Here is an 18,890-nt window from a genome sequence, read left to right on the forward strand (position 1 = left end):
GCGCAATAGTTATGAGTTAGAAAACAAATTACTAGGTTAAAACTACGGGCCAAGCTTTAATTTAGACGCTGGTAACTTCAAGCTATAACGATAGCGAGCAGTTCGCTCGTCCCTTTCACTATCAAAAAGATAATCACATGCCAATCCTTCAAGCACGCGTTGCAGCTCAGTTTTAATTTTATTGCGGTTTTGATCTAAGGTTTTGCCTTTTAAGCCTTCATCAAGATCACGTATCGCTTTTTGGTGACCACCATACTGCTGCATTAATTTGGCTAGCTGCTGGCCATTTTTATGATCAGGTTTACCCTGTGGCGGATTTAAATAAGCAGGCTCGGCTTCAAACTTTCTTTTTGCATACCAAAAATAATAAAGTAAAGGTGTCTTTGAAAGCCGGATAGGTACTCCATGGATAATCACTTGTTGATTTGCTAAGTCAAAGCATAACGCATCATCAGCCTCTGCTGTTTTTAATGCTTGTTCAATGTTTAAACCTTGCTTTAGGGCTATGCTAAACCAACATTGTTGCTGCTCTTTAAACGATGCCAATTGTAATTCTTGCTGTGCCGTTAAACCCTTTATTAAACCCTGTTGCTTTAAACCATCAAACCAGCGTAACTCTTCAATAGCAGTGCTTAACTTATCTTCCGCAGTCATTACTTGAACGGGTATAGGTACTTTTTGCCTGTTAGTCTGGAGCTTAAATATAAACTTGAACAAATAATCAATAAGTAGACCTACTGCAGTAAATGCGCTTGCCCAAAAAGCCACCAGCCAATAGTTAAAGTTAACCGAGCTATCAATGCTTGCATAGAGAGTGTGATTACCAAATTGCCAGTTAAGTGTGTCACTTCCTGAGAGCTGTATTTTACTTAGGTTTAATTCAGTCACAGTCAAAGAAGCAACTAAATCCCCCGGTAGCTTTGATACAAAAGTAATGTCATGCAAATCATCTAATAGTGAGTGGCTCATGCGCGAAAGTTCTTGGCTTTCATCTATGGCATTATTGAGTGAAGGGTTAACAACCTGAGGAAGCTGCTCTGCAAGTGTCATCATTAGTTGCTGCTTAGCATTTTGCCCAGATAAATAAATCAGCCCAACAAAAATAAGTAAAAATAATACAAGGGCTTTTAAGTAATTCATCTTAGCCCCTTATCGAGACTATAAGGATGCGTGGTATGAACCTTTAACAGCCTTGACTGATATTGCTGTAAATAGGTTACAAGGGACGGCGCTAAATCAGCATATTGATCATTAAGGTACCAAGATAAGGTTGATGAAACATGCTGTAAAGGCTGTGTTTTTGACGCTGGCCAACGCTTTAATTGCCCATGGTGACCGACACTCGGAATAATATCGAGTTTTTCTGCCAAGAAATCATTAACCAAACTTTCTCTATTCGGGTAAAAAACCAATTGTGCATTATCAAGCCCATGACCAAACTGTTTTAATTCACTCATAGGGGCTAAATAACCAGACTCACTGCGCTTGTCTTCGAGTAAACCTATTCGTTTATTCTTTAATGAATTTGCTGAAAGCTGCATATTGTCTTGATGTGAAAACCATGAAATCTGATAACTTGGCAAGCTTAATATTGCTGTATAAAAATCATCCCAATTTGGCAGTAGACCACTTAAGGCATAATCACGATTTAGAAAAAGCGCATAATTGTCACTGAGTAATTGTTCTGTGCTGAGCATTTCTCTGGGTTGCCAAGACACAGTGACAGTTTCAAAACTCTGCTTAGCGAGCAACGTATCGCATAAGGTCTGCGCAAACTCTTCAACCTGCCAATTAGTCGGCATATAAATATGAAAATGCTTTTTACCGCTCGTATTTTTTACTTTGCAGCTGTAACTGTATTGCTCTTTTAAAACCACAGGCTCAATTGTTTGCTGGCTTAAAAACACCATGGCAGGCAGTAAAACCAGTGTGGCAATAAGCAGTCTTAAAATAGTGAAAACAAAATTACGTGGCATTTTTTATTGTTAAAAGTATCTTTTAAATGACTAATTTATAGCATTTGTATTACAAACTTATGAAAAGCGTTTGGGTTAGTTTATTTGTCATAAAAACATCAAATTTAACTTTTCATGTCCCCTTATTTGGTTAAGTAAATTAACCAAAAAGACATCTCTAAAAATTACCAACCCATTGTTTAATAAACACAAAAATTTAATAGATATCCCTGTATTTTATATCGATGCCGGTTTAACCAAACTGCAATATTTCTATTCCATTCTTTGCCCAACTTTTTAAAACATCCAAAATAACCCGGAGTATTCAAGTGACACCATTTGCTCGAAATCGATTAGCGGCTTGCGTAGTACTTGCCTGTTCATCGTCGTATAGCTATGCAGCACAAACAAACGACTATAACGAAATAGAAGAAGTCGTTGCTGTTGCATCCCCTATCAAAAACAGCCAAAAAGCAGCTATTATGGCAAAGCAATCTGCCTCTAACTTTGTTGATATTGTCGCTGCTGATACCATTGGCCGCTTTCCTGATCAAAACTTAGCAGATTCTTTAGGTCGCGTTCCGGGCCTTGCTATTGAACGCGATCAAGGCCAAGCACGCTATATAAACTTTCGCGGTGCACCATTTCGTTACACGACAATTGCCATAGATGGCATGACCATTCCTGGCGCTGAAAATGGCCGTATTCCGCGTTTTGACAGCTTCCCGTCTGTTATTACTAGTCGTTTATCTGCCAATAAAGCAATTATGCCTGATATGCCAGGCGAATCGATTGCTGGTTTTATTAATATCGAAACTTTTAACCCGTTTGATGTTGAAGGTTTCTCACTAGCCACTGATGTAGGTTTAGGTAATCAAGAATTAGGCGATGGCGATATTAGTAAGTTTTCAGTGCGAACATCATGGTCTGGTGAAAATGTAGGCATTAGTTTATTCGCATCACAAAACAGCCGTGAACAAATCACGGATAACCGCGAATTCGACTTAGAACAAGTGGATTCAGAGCTTCTTGTTAACGAACTTGATATGCGTAGCTATAAAGTAAAACGTGAAGACGAAGCCTATGGTGGCCGATTTGAATATCGTCCGAGCGATTCAATGAACCGTTTTTTCTTCAGCACGCTATACAGTAAATTCCAAGATCATGAAGAGCGCAACCAATATGTATTTGATTTTGCAGGCGGTGCAGAAGCTGCGGGCAGCAACCTAGCTGCAGGTGAAACAGGCACAGGCCTTGCCATGGTAAGCCGCTCTTTAGAGTATGGTTTGTATGAGAACTCAACATGGACCAACACACTTGGTGCTGATCTCCAGTTAGGTGATTGGTTTTTAGAAGCGCGTACAAACTTCACAAAAACCGAAAACGATGTGTTTTTACCCCTGCCTTATAGTTTATATGGCACAGCGGTCGCAAGCTATGATGTAACAGATATTAACGACCCTCTTGTCACACTTGCACCAGGCACTTCCCTTAACGATATAGATTATGGCTACGAAATGTTGCTGGTTTACGGCAGTGCGTTATCGATTGATAGCCTGCAATTTAAACTAGACGCAGAAACTGACTTTACTTTCGCAGGGCTTAACAACACCTTTAAAATGGGGCTAGGCCATGACCAGCGTGAAGCACAGGGCTATGGCACAAATGGTGGCATGGGATCACTATATGGGATCAATCCAAGTGACTATGTAACTGATCAAGCGTGGCATACAGATTTCACAAACAGCATTAACGGCACTTACTTCGACAATAAACAGCTTAGAGCAGATTTAGAAAGCGCATCAGGTGGACTTACAGTCACCCCAGATAACGCCAGCAAAATAAATATTGATGAAAACATCACTACCGCCTATGCCATGGTGACCAATCAATTCAAATGGGGTTCTTTAGTCAGTGGGGTACGTATTGAAAGTACTGACTACACCAGCAGTGGTCCAGAAGGAGAACATTCTGATACCTTCACCGAAGTATTACCGAGTGTGAATTTAAATATTGATTTATCTGATCAAGTTAAATTCAGAGCCGCACTTTCAACGGGTATGAGCCGCCCTACTTACAATGAATGGCGCGCATCAGCATCGATTGATACCACAGAGCAAACCATCTCGGGGGGTAATCCGTTCTTAGAGGCAGAGTCTTCATATGGTGCTGATATGTCATTAGAGTGGTATGCAGGCGATGCAAGTCTTGTTGCAGTAGGCGCTTTCTACCGACACATTGATGATGTCATTTATGCGGATACGACCTATGTAGATGCAGGTAACTACATCAGTGAATTTGCCGGTGAACAATGGAAATACACAGGGTTTATCAATGGTGACGAAGGTCACTTCCAATGTATCGAGCTTAACTTTATTGGCCAAGCCAGCGATTTTATTTCTGAGAGTTGGGATGGTTTTGGTTTCTCTGCCAACCTAACCCTCTTAGACAGTGAATTTACCACGCTTTCAGGTAGCAGCTTTAGTTTACCGGGCACATCAGACATGATTTTCAACAGCTCTGTTTACTACGAAAACGACCTATTCTCTGCGCGATTGAATTATCAGTATCGTGATGATTGGTTATCAACCACAGAAAACGACAGCATGGGTGAATATTGGGCTGCACAAACCCGTTTAGACCTTTCACTGAGTTACACATTAGCAGAGCCAGTGTATGGCTCAGATGTGAGCTTTTACGCCAACATCAACAACCTTACCGATGAAATTGACGTGCGTTACATCGGCACAGAAGCCACTCCTAACCAAATTGAACGCTATGGTCGCCGCTATATGGCGGGTGTTCGCATCAACTTCTAACTTACTTTTGAATTTACCGCTCAGAGTTTAATCGCTCTGAGCCGAGTAATAACTAAGGAATAACCATGAAAACAATATTTAAAAAGATTGCCATTGCTGCTTTAGTCTCATCAACACTTGCAGCTTGCACAGCAACTGCGCCTAAAGTCGCTATTGAATCTGCACAAACTAATTTTAATAATGAAAACTACCAAATTAGCTGGCAGCAAGATGTCCCTGCAGCTGTTGATGTTCTGGTATCAACAACACCAGATTTAACGAATGCAATACTCATTGCTGATGATATTTCTACCAATGTATTTAATTGGTCATCAAGTGATGAGCATCAGCGTTACTACTTTTTTATAAAACCAGAAAATGGTGAAGTAACTATGACCACAACGCGACTAATTCCACTTGAAGGTGGCCGTAACTTCCGCGACTTAGGCGGCTACAAAACCCAAGATGGCCGCACTGTAAAATGGGGCAAAATTTACCGTTCTGGGGTTTTATCGAATCTAACAAACGACGACTATGCGCTTATCAATAGCTTAAATATCGATACCCTTGTTGATTTTCGTGCTAATTCAGAGCGAGATTCAGAAGTCACAGTGTGGGCTGCTGATAAGGTTGAAATCATCGACCGTGATTACGAAATGGACTTTGATATGGGACAAATCGGCAAAGTGCTTCGTGACCCTAACCTAAGCCGTGAAAAGCTCGAAAATGTGATGGTACAAATGTACCCGCGAATTGTAGAAGACCAAAAGCAAAACTACACACAAATGTTCGACCGCTTAGTAAATAAAGACGGCGGTTTATTGTTCCATTGTACGGCAGGAAAAGACCGTACAGGTATCAGTGCTGCATTGATTTTAACTGTGCTAGGCGTTGATCAACAGACAATTATGAATGACTATCTTGCATCAAACGACTACCTCGATTTTGAAAATATGCTTGCTAAAGACACTGGCAAAATGGACCCAAAATATGCAGCAATGATGCAGTTTTTTGCCAGCCTACCAAAAGAAGTAGCGATGCCACTTAAAGGGGTCACTCAGCCTTTACTTGAATCTGCAATTGAGAGCATGGAGCAGCAACACGGAAGTGTACTTAATTACATTCAAGCCGAATTAGACGTAAGCGATGAAGACATTCAAATCCTGCGTGCCAAGTACTTATTGTAAATAACACTGCGTTCACTCCAAAGTTACCCTGTGCTTTTAGCGCCGGGTAACTTTATTCCTTCATTATAAAACACCATGCGATTACCCCCTTCATACTTTGCTTTGTACATGGCTTTATCGGCACACTGAATGAGATATTCTGCGTCACCATAATGCTCGGGGAACAATACGGCACCAATACTTGGCGAGTAAATAAGCTCTGCGTCGTTATAAATTAAGGGTTGGCAAATTTCAGCTATCAATTCATCAACCATTTCGATGACGTCTTTTTTGTGTTTAATGCTATTGAGGATCACCACAAATTCATCGCCCCCTAAGCGCCCTACACTATCTTCTTTTTTTAAGACATGACGAATACGCATAGCAATAGTTTTTAAGAGCTTGTCGCCAGCGCCATGACCATGAATATCATTTACTTGCTTAAAGCCATCAATATCGATAAACAGTACTGCAATCACGGTTGAAATGGTGTTCGCAATTGACAATGATTCCTCGAGCTGGGTGGTTAAGAAACTGCGGTTGGGAAGATCGGTCAGAGGGTCATGCCCTGCCATATAAATCAGTTTTTGTTCGAGCTTTTTTTGCTCTGTAATGTCATAAGCAATAGCTACTCTAACTTGCTTTTCTTTTGACCAATAAACAGACCACAAAACATGCACTACTCTGCCATCTTTTCTAACCCAGCGGTTTTCAAATCGTGGATGCTGATCATTGACCACAATTTGATTAATGGCATTGATGGTTTTGGCTCTGTCTTCTGGATAAACAAAGTCCAACATGTTTCTATTGATGGCTTCTTCTGGCGCGTATCCGAAAATTGTTTCAAAGGCTGGATTAGTAAAAAGTAACGTGCCTTTGGCATCAACTACGCATACTGCATCGAGTAGAAGCTCAATAATGTCTGACAAGTAATCCGATGTATCTATGTTCATACGCAACTTTTAAGCTAGGTCTACACTGAGTATAGACGAAACCTAACAAGTCACTGAAAGTTTAGACCTTAATTGGATATAACTTTTTGCAAAGCCAAGCTGAAATAGCGCTAAATACCGCAATACCCGCAAAGTCAGCAATTAAATCGACAAAGTCTAGCGTTCGAGATTCTACAAAATACTGGCTTAGCTCTTCTAAAATCACAAATGTACTTACAATCAGCACAGCTAAATAAATAGGCCGCCCAGCAACGTTCATTGTTTTAAACTTAAAGGCAAGGTTGATGAATAGCGTAAGTAGTCCAAATAAGCAAAAATGCCCCAACTTATCACCGTAAGGAATTGCCGCAACGAGTTCGAAAAACACCGACTTTTGCCCAGTATTGGCAAGATAGATAACCCAACCAATAAAACCAAAAAAGCCGATAGCAATTAACACAAGAATACGTTGAAACATCTTTTATGGCGCCATATGAGAGGTTAAAAATAAAAATTGATAGGCAATCACTTTATTCCAATAGTGCCAGTCATGAATGCCCGGACGTTCAACATAATCATGGCGGATGCGCATTTTCAACATCGCCTGGTGTAGCGCTCGGTTTTGCTCAATAAAAAAGTCATCAACGCCTATATCAAGCATAATAGGTAAGGTATCAGCGCCCTTTTTCCATGCCGTATTGCCTGCAGCAATTTTATGAAGGTTATTAATAATGGCTATGTTATCCCATTTTTCTTTGTTTTCAGCGTAACTCCCGAGTACTTTTGCAAGGTCAAACTCTGCACTAAACGGCCTAACATCGACCCCAGCAGACATCCCTGAAACTGCTGCAAACTGGTTTGGGTGATTTATTGCAATATGCAAGGCACCAAAGCCCCCCATTGATAGGCCTGTGATTGCACGACCAGTTTTAGACCGATTAGTCGAATATTTGGAATCTACATAATTTAGTAAATCGTCTGCGATGTAGGTTTCGTATTGCGAGCTTTTGTCGATATCAGAATCGAGATACCACGAACCAAAATTGCCATCAGGGTTAACAATGATGACATCATATTGGTCTGCCAGTTTTTCAATGTTTGTTAGCTTAGTCCAATCGCTGTGATTTCCACTGTAGCCATGTAATACATAGATAACATTGTACTTTTTTGAGTTTTGATAGCCGTCAGGTAATGTCACCGTTACGGGTTTTTCGATGGCAGTTTTTTTGCCCTTAAATATGTGGGTATCGGTTTGGTAGGCACAAAGCGGTAAGCTAAAAACGAGGGACAGCGTATAAAGCAACTTTTTCATCATTAATTCCTTTTTATTATTATATTTTCATTTCTCACACTAGATGTAAATAACTGAATAGTTGATAGATTTTAATCTTAGTTTTTAAATTAAATGAACTGCTAAAAAACCACTCAAATGGTATAGTAACGCCACTTTGATTTTTAAAAAGCGTCGTCTATGTATCGTTTATTTGAGCGGATGACTAATCCGTTTCCTAAAGAGCAACCCTCTCAGCCACCTAATAGCTTATTTGCTTTTTGCCGTCATTATACCCGTGGCATGGAGCTTTCATTGCTGCTGATGTCGTTAAGTGCCGCAGCACTCGCTATTTTAGAAGTATCGCTATTTAGTTACATGGGCCAGCTTGTCGATTGGCTTGGTCAATACACCCCAGATACCTTGTTTGTTGAACAGCAGGCTGAGCTTACAAAAATGGCGGTTATGTTGCTGGTGGTGTTACCTATTGTCGTGTTCTTTCACTCAGCGGTGTTACATCAAGCGCTGCTTGGCAACTATCCTATGTCTATCCGTTGGTTAGCACACCGTTATTTGCTTCGTCAGAGTGTTAGTTTTTATCAAAACGAATTTGCCGGCCGTATTGCGACAAAAGTAATGCAAATCTCATTAGCTGTTCGTGAATCAGTGATGAAATTGCTCGATGTTCTAATGTATATCGTGGTCTACTTCGGCGCCATGGTGTTTTTGGTCGCAGAATCTGACTGGCGTTTAATGTTGCCATTATTAGTTTGGTTAGTTCTTTATGCAGCTATTCAAATGTATTTTGTACCAAAGCTCAAGAAAGTAGCCAGCTCGCAGGCTGATGCGCGCTCAGAAATGACCGGACGTGTAGTTGATAGCTACACTAACATTTCGACTATCAAATTATTCTCCTACACGCAGCGAGAAGAACAATATGCAAAAGATAGCATGGATGTGTTTTTACAACCGGTATATAAGCAAATGCGCTTAGTTACTAGCCTAAACTTCTCTATCAACACGCTAAATTACTTATTGGTATTTAGTATTGCTGCCCTCTCTTTATATCTATGGTCAATTAGCGCCATTAGTGTTGGTGCTATCGCCATTGCGGTGAGTTTATCACTGCGATTAAACGGTATGGCACAGTGGATCATGTGGGAGATCAGTAGCCTATTTGAAAACATTGGTACTGTTGCTGATGGTATGAAAACACTATCAACGCCGATTGAAGTGGATGATAAAGAAAACGCAAGCACTCTTACTGTTAATGAAGGGTCGATAAGCTTTGAGAATGTGCAATTTAACTATGGTAAAGCTGCCAACGAAACCCATCGCGGCCCTGTTATCAATGGCTTAAATTTAGACATTAAACCTGGTGAAAAAATAGGTTTAGTGGGTCGCTCTGGCGCGGGTAAATCTACCTTAGTGAATTTATTACTGCGTTTTTATGATGTTGACTCGGGCACAATTCGTATTGATGGTCAAAACATCGCTGAGGTAAGCCAAGAAAGCTTACGTAAGCACATTGCGATGGTGACGCAAGATACATCACTGTTACACCGCTCAGTAAAAGATAACATTCTTTATGGTAGACCCGATGCAACTGAAGATGAAATGCTTGCGGCCGCAAAGCAAGCAGAAGCAATTGAGTTCATCGAAGACCTTGAAGACAGTAAAGGCAATAAAGGCTTTGCCGCACAAGTTGGTGAACGCGGTGTGAAGCTTTCTGGTGGTCAACGTCAACGTATTGCTATTGCACGAGTCCTTCTAAAAGATGCGCCAATTCTTATATTGGATGAAGCAACCAGTGCTCTTGATTCTGAAGTTGAAGCCGCGATTCAAACTAGCCTAGACGATTTAATGACTGGCAAAACTGTAATTGCCATTGCACACCGTTTATCAACTATTGCGCAAATGGATAGGCTCATTGTGCTTGATGAAGGTGGCGTGGTTGAACAAGGCTCTCATGAGCAATTAATCGCACAAGGTGGCATCTATGCTGCCCTGTGGTCACATCAAACCGGTGGCTTTATCGGCGTTGAGTAGCTAGGTTTTCACTATTAAAAAAGGCATTGAATGAATTTTCGTTCAATGCCTTTTTTTGTTAGCAATGCTGTTTAAATCAAACGTAAACCAATCAGAACGAGCATCACAATATTTGCCAAAGCAGCGATTAAAAAGAAATAGCTGCGTGGGCTTGGGTTCTTCTCAGTAGCCACACCATAATACAGCAGCATATGAATGATTCTGGCTATCACATACACCCATATACACAGTGCAAATGCGCTGCTGTTCAAGTTTAAAAAGAACCCCAGAAATACGGTACCTAAAAATAACGGGGTATTTTCTAAGGTATTCATAAACGTGCGATGTGAACGAAACACAAAGCTGTCATGACTTAATGAATTATCGAGTTTACCAGGCACCGCATTGGGTTGTTTGGCTTTTGTGACAGCTGCAACTATCCACTGAATAGTGAGCATAATTAGAAAAACATACACAGCCGCATAAGCTGAAAAAGTAAGTTCAGGCATCTTCATTTCCTTTTCTATAACAACATGAATGCCTATTCCTTGCAAAAAACCAACCAATTTAAAGCACTGATTTATAATTGGTTATTTATATGATTTAGCTTTTTCAGTACCAATTGTTCGCAAAGTGTATAAATTTTACAGCGTTGCTGAGCAATTTATGAAGTAATAATAAATGTGAGTATTATTTGAAACTTAAGAAAACTAAATTTATTTTAACAGGTCGCTAAACTAAAACGGTGCTTTAAAAAGCACCGTTAGTTTTGCTGTGCGTTTATTCAAATTATTGAATATAAGCCCCACCACAAACAGGGTTGTAAGTGCCTGTGATATGGCCACTTTTCTCGCTTGCTAAATAGCGCACTGTGTTCGCAACATCTTCCGGTTGAGCAATTTTTTGCGTCGGTGTGTGTTGCCTAATCATTTCTTTAAACTCTTCTGGCGCTTCTTTTGTTGCATCTGTTTCTACAAGGCCAGGCGCAACGATATTTGAAGTGATCCCATAAGGACCAAGCTCTTGAGCCAAATATTTATTGAAACTATCAAGCGCGCCTTTTGCAGTACCGTGAGCAATAAAAGCGGGTGCTGGCATTTCTGATAAAGTACTTGAAATAAATATTAATCGACCAAACTGCTTTTCTTTCATTACTTTAGCTGCAAGTTGAGCTGTGTTGTAAGCCGCAAACATTTCATCATTTAATTTTTGAGAAAATTCTTGCCAAGTTTGATCAAGAAATGGCTTCGAAGTAAAACTCATATTCGCATTTGAGATAAGTGCATCAACTCCGCCATGCTGGCTAATATTGTTGATCATTTGTTCAACTTGAAGCGGATCTCGGACGTCTGCTTTAACAGCAAAAGCCTCACCACCATTTGCGATAATTTCATCAGCAAGCTTGTTTGCAACTTCTGAACTATTTACATAATTAATAAATACTCGGTAACCCTCAGCAGCCAATGCCTTTGCGCAAGCTGCACCAATACCACGCGCACCACCTGTAATTAATGCATTTCTTTTAGACATACTAATTCCTTAATTAATAAAAAATATAATTTAAGATTTGAGCAAAGATCGAAGATTTGAGACAACCTTAACTAATAGCTCTTGCGATTCATTTAAACCTTTAAGATCAATATGATTTTGAGAATCATCTAATACACCCTGAGCAATTTTTGTGCATTCGCTTACAACATCGAGTGACTGCTCTGTCAGGTTAACCAATTTAGTACGGCTATCTGTTTCCGACTTAACTCGCATAATCCAGCCATTTTTCTCTAATACTTCTACTGAGCGGCTTACGCTTGATTTTTCAAGATACAAAATGTCACAGATTTGGCTCTGTGATATGGAGCCATATTGCTTTAAAGTTAAGATCACTCCCCATTGTTCCGCAGTGATATTTATACCTGCCTGCTTAAACCGAGAAGTTAAAAGCCGATTAAATAAACGACTCGCTAAACCTGTTAAATGTCCCATAGAGACCGTTAAAGGCACTTCTACTTGGTGTTTATTGTTTTCCAAAAGCGTTCACCACATATAGTTGCATATACAACAAAATAACTTAAATAAGATTTACTTGCAATTAGCATTATTCAACTTTCTTAAATTTCGATTCAGGTTAGCCTTGTTGCTATTTCTACTTTACCGCAGCCTTAAGAGCCTTTACCCTTACCTATTGATCATTTTGTGGTATGAATAATATTTCACCACAAAAATACTAAAACTCTAATAATAAAGGTTTTTTATGCGTTTAGGTCCCGGACTTCTGGTCACCGCTGCTTTTATTGGCCCAGGTACCATCACCACGGCAAGTGTTGCTGGTGCTAATTTTGGCTTTGCTCTTATTTGGACGTTATTGTTCTCTGTCATAGCGACTATTTTGTTGCAATCTATGGCAGCTCGTCTTGGTGTGGCTACAGGGCTAGATTTAGCCTCAGCACTTAGAACCACCATTCAAACACCGGTATTTAAAGCCCTGGCTGTAATATTAGTAATAAGTGCGATTGGCATTGGCAGTGCAGCTTATGAAGCAGGCAATCTGACTGGTGCAAGTTTAGGACTGCAAGAAATACTACCTTCTGTAAGCCCACTACTCTGGACTCCCCTTATTGCAATTTTAAGTGCAGTACTTTTGTACACTGGCAAACATAAAGTCATTGAGGGTGCGTTAATTGTTTTAGTGGTGTTGATGAGTTTAGTGTTTATTTCAACGCTGGTGATGGCAGCTCCGCCACTTGGTGAAGTGCTAAAAGGATTTATACCTAGCTTACCTGATAATTCAATTACCACGGTACTTGCCTTGATAGGCACAACAATTGTGCCCTACAACCTGTTTTTACACTCCGGGGTACTTGCAGAAAAACACGATAGTTCAAAAAATATCGACAAAGTAATCAAAGAAACAAACCTTGATACCGGTGTTTCGATAACTTTAGGTGGTATAATCACGTTAGCTATCTTATCAACAGCCTCTGTGGCATTTTACGGTACCGATGCAGGTAAAATTTCAGCGGCCAATATGGCTGTGCAGCTTGAGCCACTTCTAGGTGGTATGGCTCATTATTTCTTTGCTATCGGTTTATGTGCTGCCGGGCTTACTAGCGCAATCACAGCACCTCTTGCGGGTGCTTACGCTGTTTGCGGCATGCTTGGTTGGTCAACACAAATGAGTGATACACGTTTTAAACTGGTTGCTATCACTATCCTTGTTTTCGGTGCACTGGTCGCATCGCTTGGGCTTGATCCGGTTGCGGTTATCATCTTTGCGCAAGCTGCCAATGGTTTATTACTACCAATTGTGACCTGTTACCTTGTTTGGTTAGTGAATCAAAAATCGGTGATGAAAGGCTACACAAATTCGCTTTTACTTAACCTTGTAATTGTGCCAGTAATACTGCTTATATTTGGCCTTAGCCTTTATAAACTAAGTAATCTAATTTTTTAGTTTTTAGTTTGAAAAAATATTATACCAATTAGCTTAATTAAGTGAGCTATTTTGAGGCAATAAAACCTCGTTGATAACAAGGCAAAAATTTCGTTATTTAGTTGTTCTAAATGAGAAGTTTTTAACGCAGGTAGCGACAGGTTTAATCCCTCAAAATGTTTAAGTATTATTGCTGATTGGTATTAAAAAAAGGCCGCAAATTTGCGGCCTTTTTAATGCTTAAACGCTTATTTAGTATAAGCGCGTGGCATCGCTGAATCAGTTGTATAACGGTCGCGTAGTTTGTCTTGACGCGCTTCGGTTGAAACCTCTTCACCGTTGATCCACATTTTGCTTACGTGTGAGTTAAGCTCAAATGGATCTGCAGACCACATAACTAGGTTTGCACGTTTACCTTTGGCAATTGCGCCTGAGTTTAAACCAAAAACATCAGCAATATTGCTGGTTACTGCGCTAAGTGCACCTTGTTGGCTCATACCGTATGACACAGCATTACCTGCATCAAAACGTAATTGGTATACATTGTGGCTTGAATCACCAGCAACACCAATAATGACTTTTACACCGGCTTTTTCAAGCTTACCTGCGTTAGCAAGGTTTGCATGTAATGAGTCAAAGCTACCCGGTAAGTTAGCCATCGAGCTGATGATCACAGGAACATCCGCTTTAGCTAGAGCATCCGCAACCACAACAGCATCATCACCGCCATGAATCACTAAATTGATGCCATAGGTTTCTTTTAACTTAACAAGTTCATAGATGTCAGATGCGCGTTGAACACTCGCAATCAGTGGCATATCACCAGCAAGCACAGCTGCTAGCACTTTTTGCTCTGTTGATGGCTCTTTTTTGTCGTCTTTTTTAGCTGACTTTTCGCCTTCAAGCTTGTCGATAAGTGTTTTCATCGACATAGCACGTGAGCCTTTACTCTTTTCACCTAAATGAACAACAAGTGCAACTTGCTTTTTATTTACGCTTTCAAAGCTACCTGATAGATCAACTACAGATGCAAGACCCGCAAAGATACTGTCACCGCCGTTTGGTACAATCACGTCTTGAGTAATGCCGCCTTTGCGAGCATAAGGAATTAAGCTACTGCGTGGGTTGAATGCAAGGCTTGGATCAAAATCAATGCCCGCTTTGTCGTCACCACCATCGCGTGACCCTGCAACAGCACCCACTTCGACTAAGCCTAATTGGTTCATAGTACCAATAAAGCCAGCAGTCACGATTTGGCCTTTTGCATCAATGGTTGTATCCGCGTTGATAGACGCAGGGTTAATAGCAACAATTTTGCCATCTTCAATAACAACGCTTGCGCCTTCAAGTACGCCTTGCTCTGTTGAAGTGTGTAGTGTTGCATTTACAATCGCTACCGATGCAGCACTTGCTGTCGCAGAAAATAAGCCAGCAGCAACAAGTGACAGCTTTAATGATTTAGTTAATTTTGTCATCAATGTTACTCCTATTTTTGACCTAGCATGAAATCACTTTGTGCTTGGTATTTATCATCGTTACGATCATAAACTTTGGCACCATCGATAAATACTTGTTCAGCTTTTGCATAAACACTGAATGGGTTTTGGTTCCAAATAACCACATCAGCTTGCTTACCTGCTTCAAGTGAACCTGTTTTATCATCAATACCTAGCGATTTAGCCGCGTTTGAAGTGATCCACTTGATTGCGTGTTGCTCAGAGATGTCATAACCCACATCATTCGCGCGATACATCACCTTACCGGCTTCTTGGTTTAAGCGTTGGATAGTTGTATCTGAATCAGAGTGAACAACGGCACATGAATTTTTAACAGCATCTACAATTGCTACGTTCTCTTGAACCATGTCGTAGGCTTCCATTTTAAAGCCCCACCAATCTGGCCAAAGTGCCGCACAGTTACCGTTCTCAGCAAGTAAGTCAGCAATTTTGTATGCTTCAACACCGTGATGGAAAGTACCTGAGTGATAACCGAACTCTTTACCAAGGTCGATCATCATGGCCATTTCTTCTGCTTTATAACAGTGGTTATGGATTAAAATGTCACCTTCTAGCACACCAGCTAGCGTATCTAGCTTAATGTCACGGTGAGGTGCTGTAGGGTTTTTACCCGCGGCATAATCACTTTCGTACTTATCCCACTCGCGTTTGTACTCAGTCGCTTCAATCCACGCTGTGCGATAGCCCGCCATGTTACCCATACGCGTTGATGGTAAAACACCTTTACGGCCATAAACACGTTTTGGGTTTTCACCACATGCCATTTTTAAACCATACGGTGCTTCAGGAAACTTCATACCTTGCATCGTGTGCGAAGGAATGTTTTTAAGCGTTACACCACGGCCACCAATTAAGTTTGCTGAACCTGGTAGAATTTGTAATGACGTAATACCGCCTTCACGAGCACGGTTAAAGCCAGGATCTTGTGGCCATACTGAATGCTCAACCCATACTTCTGCAGTCACAGGGCTGGTCATTTCGTTACCATCTTGGTGAGATGCCACCGATGGAGTTGGGTATGCACCTAAATGTGAATGCACGTCAATAATACCTGGTGTTACCCATTTACCTTCTGCATCAATTGTTTTATCAGCTTGTACAGAAAGGTCTTTACCTACTTGTTGTACTTTGCCATCAACAAAGAATACATCTGCGTCATCTAAACGTTCACCTGTGCCGGTTAAAACAGTGGCATTAGTGATTAACGTACTTTGTGATGCAAGTGGTTGATAAGTGCTTGGGTATGGGTTTTTGTTAATTGAGACTTTTGGATCTTGTGGGCCATTGTCTTGGCAACCCGCTAACGCGACACCAAGCGCCATAACCAACAAGGATGGTGCAAATTTTTGCATTCTTACGTTCCTCTTTTTTATTATTTAATTACTTTAACTAATTGTTAATTCTAATGCGAGTAAACGAGGCCAGTCACCAATATTCAAGACGAACAACCAGCCTCACAGAGCACTATTTCTTTATGTAGTTGTTATATAGCTGCTCTAACGCACCTTCGGTCGTCAAGCTCGGATCTTTGTTGATAAAATGTTTCACAGTTCGAGTTACAAAATCAGAGTTTTGCTTATGCTGCTTGGCAAAACTTTTAATTAGTGAATCTGCATCGTTAGCTGCGGTTACTTTTTCGTGTCGATGGCGGTATTGACTCAATGCACGGTTAAAATCGCCGTTATAATCTTCTACCACCAGCTTATAGAATTCTGTTCTGTCGACTTGTAAATCATTAATGCAGTAATTAAGCGCGTCTTTAAAGTCATAAAAGACTTTGCCTTGCACATCAAATTCGGCACGCTTCTCACGAATAGTGACACTGGCATCTTCAGTTGCATAGCTATAACCTTGAAATGCTACTCGCTCTGCTGCCTCTGCACCTAACTTCATGCCTGCTTTAATACTGTGCACAAACTCATCACTCATATCGTGAAGTTCACTCTCATGCCACATGTGATAAATTCTCAGCGCTTTTGCATACTTTGTTGAAAGTTTCTTTTTAAGCTTTGTAACTCGCCCATCAATCGTCAGCACTCGTTCGTTATGCAGTAATGCAAAGCACTCATAACATGCTGGAATTGATATAAATTCAGCCTCTTCGCCTAAATCTATAATGCTTTGCAGCATATGCAGTGGCGGACAAAAATCTCGCTCAGTTGCTTCACAACCACAATAAAAACATTGATTAAAGTGTTTTGATTCAGATGCATAGGCTTGTTGATAATAGCCTGCTAATTTTGTGGTCACTCATGCTCCTTATACTCTGATTAGCCTTTTTAAGAAAAGCTAGAGTTAATACTTAAATGTAACAGCTACGTAAAAATTAAGCCTTTAATACGAGCCAAAACACGTTTTAAAAAAATAAATGAAAAAAAATTCAGCCTATTTGTGTCAAAATTCACACTTTAAAATAGCACTTATCAAGCGGTTAGTTTTACTTGTTCACATCTACATACTTACTTACATCTTGTCGATTTTCATTAACAGCAATTGTTCTTGTTTAGCGTAATACTTTAAATGTGCCCTGCAAACAGGAAGTGTGAAGTATCCATAAAAGCGAGGTCGCACATACTAAACGTAATACGGACAACAACTGGAGAGAAAGATGAATACGTTAACTACAGCACTAGGTACAGCATTAATTTTAGGTTCTTCATTAGCAGCAACTGATGCAACTGCAGCACAATTTGTCGCAGCAGATGACTCTGTAGGCACGCAAGCTTGCATGGCCATTGCTTCTAACAAACCATTAAACGTATCAAGCACAATGCGCGATCTACGCTTAAGCAAACGAGTAATGACAGAAAAACTACTTTGCAATGATATGACGACTGATAAGTTTGCAAGCACTTATGGTTTTCATAACTCTGCGAAATACTTAAATTTTGAAACAGCAACAAAAACAAGTATTCAAGATATTGCTAAAGTATCTGATGACACAGTGATTGTTATTGCTGGTTCTAAATAATGATGAATTCACTGTAGCAGGTCTTTAAAGGCCTGCTACAAATTCCTTCTTCGTTAAACTAGCGCAGCGATCAGGCCAAATAGGCCACCAAATACTCCGCCCCAAATCACTAACCAACCTAAATGTTCTTTGATCATGGTTTGAATAATATCTTTCACCATGGTTGGCGTAAGCTCATTCAAACGCTCATCAACTAAACGCTCAACAGTACTGTGCAATGAGCCACCAAGATGAGAGTTGGCAAATAGCTTTTCATCTAGAATCGTTTTAAATTCGTCGCTCTTTGAAATATCAATCACCGCTGCTTTCATTTTTTCAATGAAAGGTTCACGCATCGGCTCAAGCGCATCACGGCCACCAAACATTGATAGCATGCCACCAAATTGTGAGTTTTCGATAACCTCAATTAATGAATCATAAGCCGGACTTAAATTAACTTCACTGATCACTGGCTCTAAATCAATATTTGGCTTAGCGAGCGCCATAACCTGATCTATTTTCTCTTCGGCGAAGAACTCGGTCATTACCAAGTTACGAATAGCCACCTTAAAAGACGCAAACTTTAAAGTTATAACCCCAGAGCCGTATAAAAATGGTACTTTTTCGAATAGCATGTGAATAGCAAGCCAGTTAGTTACTGCGCCCGATAACGCAAATAAACCAACAGAAAGCACAATTGCTTGTTCAAATAAAAATCCGACTAATACTAAGGCAAGCGCCACTAAATTAGTAATGAGACTTTTATTCATCTGACCCCTCATAAATACTTCGATAAACTTTAACAATATTAACGCTATGGGTTTGTTAATTCATCGTCTTTTTG

The 18,890-nt window shown here is 40.3% G+C and carries 17 protein-coding genes; 5 read left to right on the plus strand and 12 right to left on the minus strand.

What is annotated here, in order from left to right:
- Positions 1–42 precede the first annotated feature (42 nt).
- Together WA256_RS10945 and WA256_RS10950 are read right to left on the minus strand one after the other, a co-directional pair.
- Positions 43–1,140, minus strand: coding sequence for a hypothetical protein (locus tag WA256_RS10945; protein WP_335991290.1), 1,098 nt, complete (start codon positions 1,138–1,140; stop codon positions 43–45).
- Positions 1,137–1,976, minus strand: coding sequence for a hypothetical protein (locus WA256_RS10950; protein WP_062565295.1), 840 nt, complete (start codon positions 1,974–1,976; stop codon positions 1,137–1,139). The genes WA256_RS10945 and WA256_RS10950 overlap by 4 nt, the downstream gene beginning before the upstream one ends.
- Positions 1,977–2,284: 308 nt before the next feature.
- On the opposite strand from WA256_RS10950, the gene WA256_RS10955 reads away from it, so the two are divergent.
- Together WA256_RS10955 and WA256_RS10960 are read left to right on the plus strand one after the other, a co-directional pair.
- Positions 2,285–4,774, plus strand: coding sequence for a TonB-dependent receptor (locus WA256_RS10955; protein WP_335991293.1), 2,490 nt, complete (start codon positions 2,285–2,287; stop codon positions 4,772–4,774).
- A 65-nt stretch (positions 4,775–4,839) separates the two neighbouring features.
- Complete coding sequence (locus tag WA256_RS10960; RefSeq protein ID WP_335991294.1) at positions 4,840–5,940, plus strand: tyrosine-protein phosphatase; 1,101 nt, start codon at positions 4,840–4,842, stop codon at positions 5,938–5,940.
- 23 nt (positions 5,941–5,963) lie between these two features.
- Here the strand turns inward: WA256_RS10960 and WA256_RS10965 are convergent, their stop codons facing one another.
- From WA256_RS10965 to WA256_RS10975, 3 genes are all read right to left on the minus strand, one after another.
- Complete coding sequence (locus WA256_RS10965) at positions 5,964–6,872, minus strand: sensor domain-containing diguanylate cyclase (protein ID WP_175078260.1); 909 nt, start codon at positions 6,870–6,872, stop codon at positions 5,964–5,966.
- Between the two features lie 61 nt (positions 6,873–6,933).
- On the minus strand, positions 6,934–7,329 hold the full coding sequence (locus WA256_RS10970; protein ID WP_130166393.1) for a VanZ family protein: 396 nt from the start codon (positions 7,327–7,329) through the stop codon (positions 6,934–6,936).
- 3 nt (positions 7,330–7,332) lie between these two features.
- On the minus strand, positions 7,333–8,166 hold the full coding sequence (locus WA256_RS10975) for an alpha/beta hydrolase (RefSeq protein WP_335991298.1): 834 nt from the start codon (positions 8,164–8,166) through the stop codon (positions 7,333–7,335).
- Positions 8,167–8,322: 156 nt separating this feature from the next.
- Between WA256_RS10975 and WA256_RS10980 the strand changes: the two genes are divergently transcribed.
- Positions 8,323–10,170 (plus strand): ABC transporter ATP-binding protein, encoded by a 1,848-nt coding sequence (locus tag WA256_RS10980; RefSeq protein ID WP_335991300.1) that lies wholly within the window; start codon positions 8,323–8,325, stop codon positions 10,168–10,170.
- Positions 10,171–10,241: 71 nt separating this feature from the next.
- Here WA256_RS10980 and WA256_RS10985 read toward each other — a convergent pair whose 3' ends face one another.
- The 3 genes from WA256_RS10985 to WA256_RS10995 form a co-directional block, all read right to left on the minus strand.
- Complete coding sequence (locus WA256_RS10985) at positions 10,242–10,658, minus strand: MAPEG family protein (protein WP_062565288.1); 417 nt, start codon at positions 10,656–10,658, stop codon at positions 10,242–10,244.
- Between the two features lie 280 nt (positions 10,659–10,938).
- Positions 10,939–11,679 carry an SDR family oxidoreductase gene (locus WA256_RS10990; RefSeq protein WP_335991304.1) on the minus strand — a complete coding sequence of 247 codons (741 nt, stop codon included), beginning with the start codon at positions 11,677–11,679 and terminating at the stop codon, positions 10,939–10,941.
- 30 nt (positions 11,680–11,709) lie between these two features.
- On the minus strand, positions 11,710–12,177 hold the full coding sequence (locus tag WA256_RS10995; protein ID WP_335991306.1) for a MarR family winged helix-turn-helix transcriptional regulator: 468 nt from the start codon (positions 12,175–12,177) through the stop codon (positions 11,710–11,712).
- 223 nt (positions 12,178–12,400) lie between these two features.
- Here WA256_RS10995 and WA256_RS11000 point away from each other — a divergent pair, with 223 nt between their 5' ends.
- Positions 12,401–13,600 (plus strand): Nramp family divalent metal transporter, encoded by a 1,200-nt coding sequence (locus WA256_RS11000; RefSeq protein ID WP_335991308.1) that lies wholly within the window; start codon positions 12,401–12,403, stop codon positions 13,598–13,600.
- Between the two features lie 227 nt (positions 13,601–13,827).
- On the opposite strand, the gene WA256_RS11005 is transcribed toward WA256_RS11000, so the two are convergent.
- The 3 genes from WA256_RS11005 to WA256_RS11015 form a co-directional block, all read right to left on the minus strand.
- Entirely contained in the window at positions 13,828–15,054 is a 1,227-nt protein-coding gene (locus WA256_RS11005) for an amidohydrolase family protein (RefSeq protein ID WP_058584924.1), read from the minus strand.
- An 11-nt stretch (positions 15,055–15,065) separates the two neighbouring features.
- On the minus strand, positions 15,066–16,448 hold the full coding sequence (locus tag WA256_RS11010) for an amidohydrolase (protein ID WP_335991312.1): 1,383 nt from the start codon (positions 16,446–16,448) through the stop codon (positions 15,066–15,068).
- A 112-nt stretch (positions 16,449–16,560) separates the two neighbouring features.
- Positions 16,561–17,346 (minus strand): hypothetical protein, encoded by a 786-nt coding sequence (locus tag WA256_RS11015; protein WP_058584922.1) that lies wholly within the window; start codon positions 17,344–17,346, stop codon positions 16,561–16,563.
- A gap of 358 nt (positions 17,347–17,704) precedes the next feature.
- On the opposite strand from WA256_RS11015, the gene WA256_RS11020 reads away from it, so the two are divergent.
- On the plus strand, positions 17,705–18,067 hold the full coding sequence (locus WA256_RS11020; protein ID WP_062565283.1) for a DUF3718 domain-containing protein: 363 nt from the start codon (positions 17,705–17,707) through the stop codon (positions 18,065–18,067).
- A gap of 53 nt (positions 18,068–18,120) precedes the next feature.
- Here the strand turns inward: WA256_RS11020 and WA256_RS11025 are convergent, their stop codons facing one another.
- Positions 18,121–18,816 carry a hypothetical protein gene (locus WA256_RS11025; protein ID WP_054561387.1) on the minus strand — a complete coding sequence of 232 codons (696 nt, stop codon included), beginning with the start codon at positions 18,814–18,816 and terminating at the stop codon, positions 18,121–18,123.
- Positions 18,817–18,890 lie beyond the last annotated feature (74 nt).

This window comes from Pseudoalteromonas sp. CH_XMU1449-3, assembly GCF_037027245.1.
GTDB lineage: Bacteria > Pseudomonadota > Gammaproteobacteria > Enterobacterales > Alteromonadaceae > Pseudoalteromonas > Pseudoalteromonas shioyasakiensis.

Bases quoted from the DNA above. Each gene is read 5' to 3' on its own strand.
- WA256_RS10945 (WP_335991290.1), bottom strand. From the start codon at position 1,140: ATGAATTACTTAAAAGCCCTTGTATTATTTTTACTTATTTTTGTTGGG.
- WA256_RS10950 (WP_062565295.1), bottom strand. From the start codon at position 1,976: ATGCCACGTAATTTTGTTTTCACTATTTTAAGACTGCTTATTGCCACA.
- WA256_RS10960 (WP_335991294.1), top strand. From the start codon at position 4,840: ATGAAAACAATATTTAAAAAGATTGCCATTGCTGCTTTAGTCTCATCA.
- WA256_RS10965 (WP_175078260.1), bottom strand. From the start codon at position 6,872: ATGAACATAGATACATCGGATTACTTGTCAGACATTATTGAGCTTCTA.
- WA256_RS10970 (WP_130166393.1), bottom strand. From the start codon at position 7,329: ATGTTTCAACGTATTCTTGTGTTAATTGCTATCGGCTTTTTTGGTTTT.
- WA256_RS10975 (WP_335991298.1), bottom strand. From the start codon at position 8,166: ATGATGAAAAAGTTGCTTTATACGCTGTCCCTCGTTTTTAGCTTACCG.
- WA256_RS10980 (WP_335991300.1), top strand. From the start codon at position 8,323: ATGTATCGTTTATTTGAGCGGATGACTAATCCGTTTCCTAAAGAGCAA.
- WA256_RS10985 (WP_062565288.1), bottom strand. From the start codon at position 10,658: ATGCCTGAACTTACTTTTTCAGCTTATGCGGCTGTGTATGTTTTTCTA.
- WA256_RS10990 (WP_335991304.1), bottom strand. From the start codon at position 11,679: ATGTCTAAAAGAAATGCATTAATTACAGGTGGTGCGCGTGGTATTGGT.
- WA256_RS11000 (WP_335991308.1), top strand. From the start codon at position 12,401: ATGCGTTTAGGTCCCGGACTTCTGGTCACCGCTGCTTTTATTGGCCCA.
- WA256_RS11005 (WP_058584924.1), bottom strand. From the start codon at position 15,054: ATGACAAAATTAACTAAATCATTAAAGCTGTCACTTGTTGCTGCTGGC.
- WA256_RS11010 (WP_335991312.1), bottom strand. From the start codon at position 16,448: ATGCAAAAATTTGCACCATCCTTGTTGGTTATGGCGCTTGGTGTCGCG.
- WA256_RS11020 (WP_062565283.1), top strand. From the start codon at position 17,705: ATGAATACGTTAACTACAGCACTAGGTACAGCATTAATTTTAGGTTCT.
- WA256_RS11025 (WP_054561387.1), bottom strand. From the start codon at position 18,816: ATGAATAAAAGTCTCATTACTAATTTAGTGGCGCTTGCCTTAGTATTA.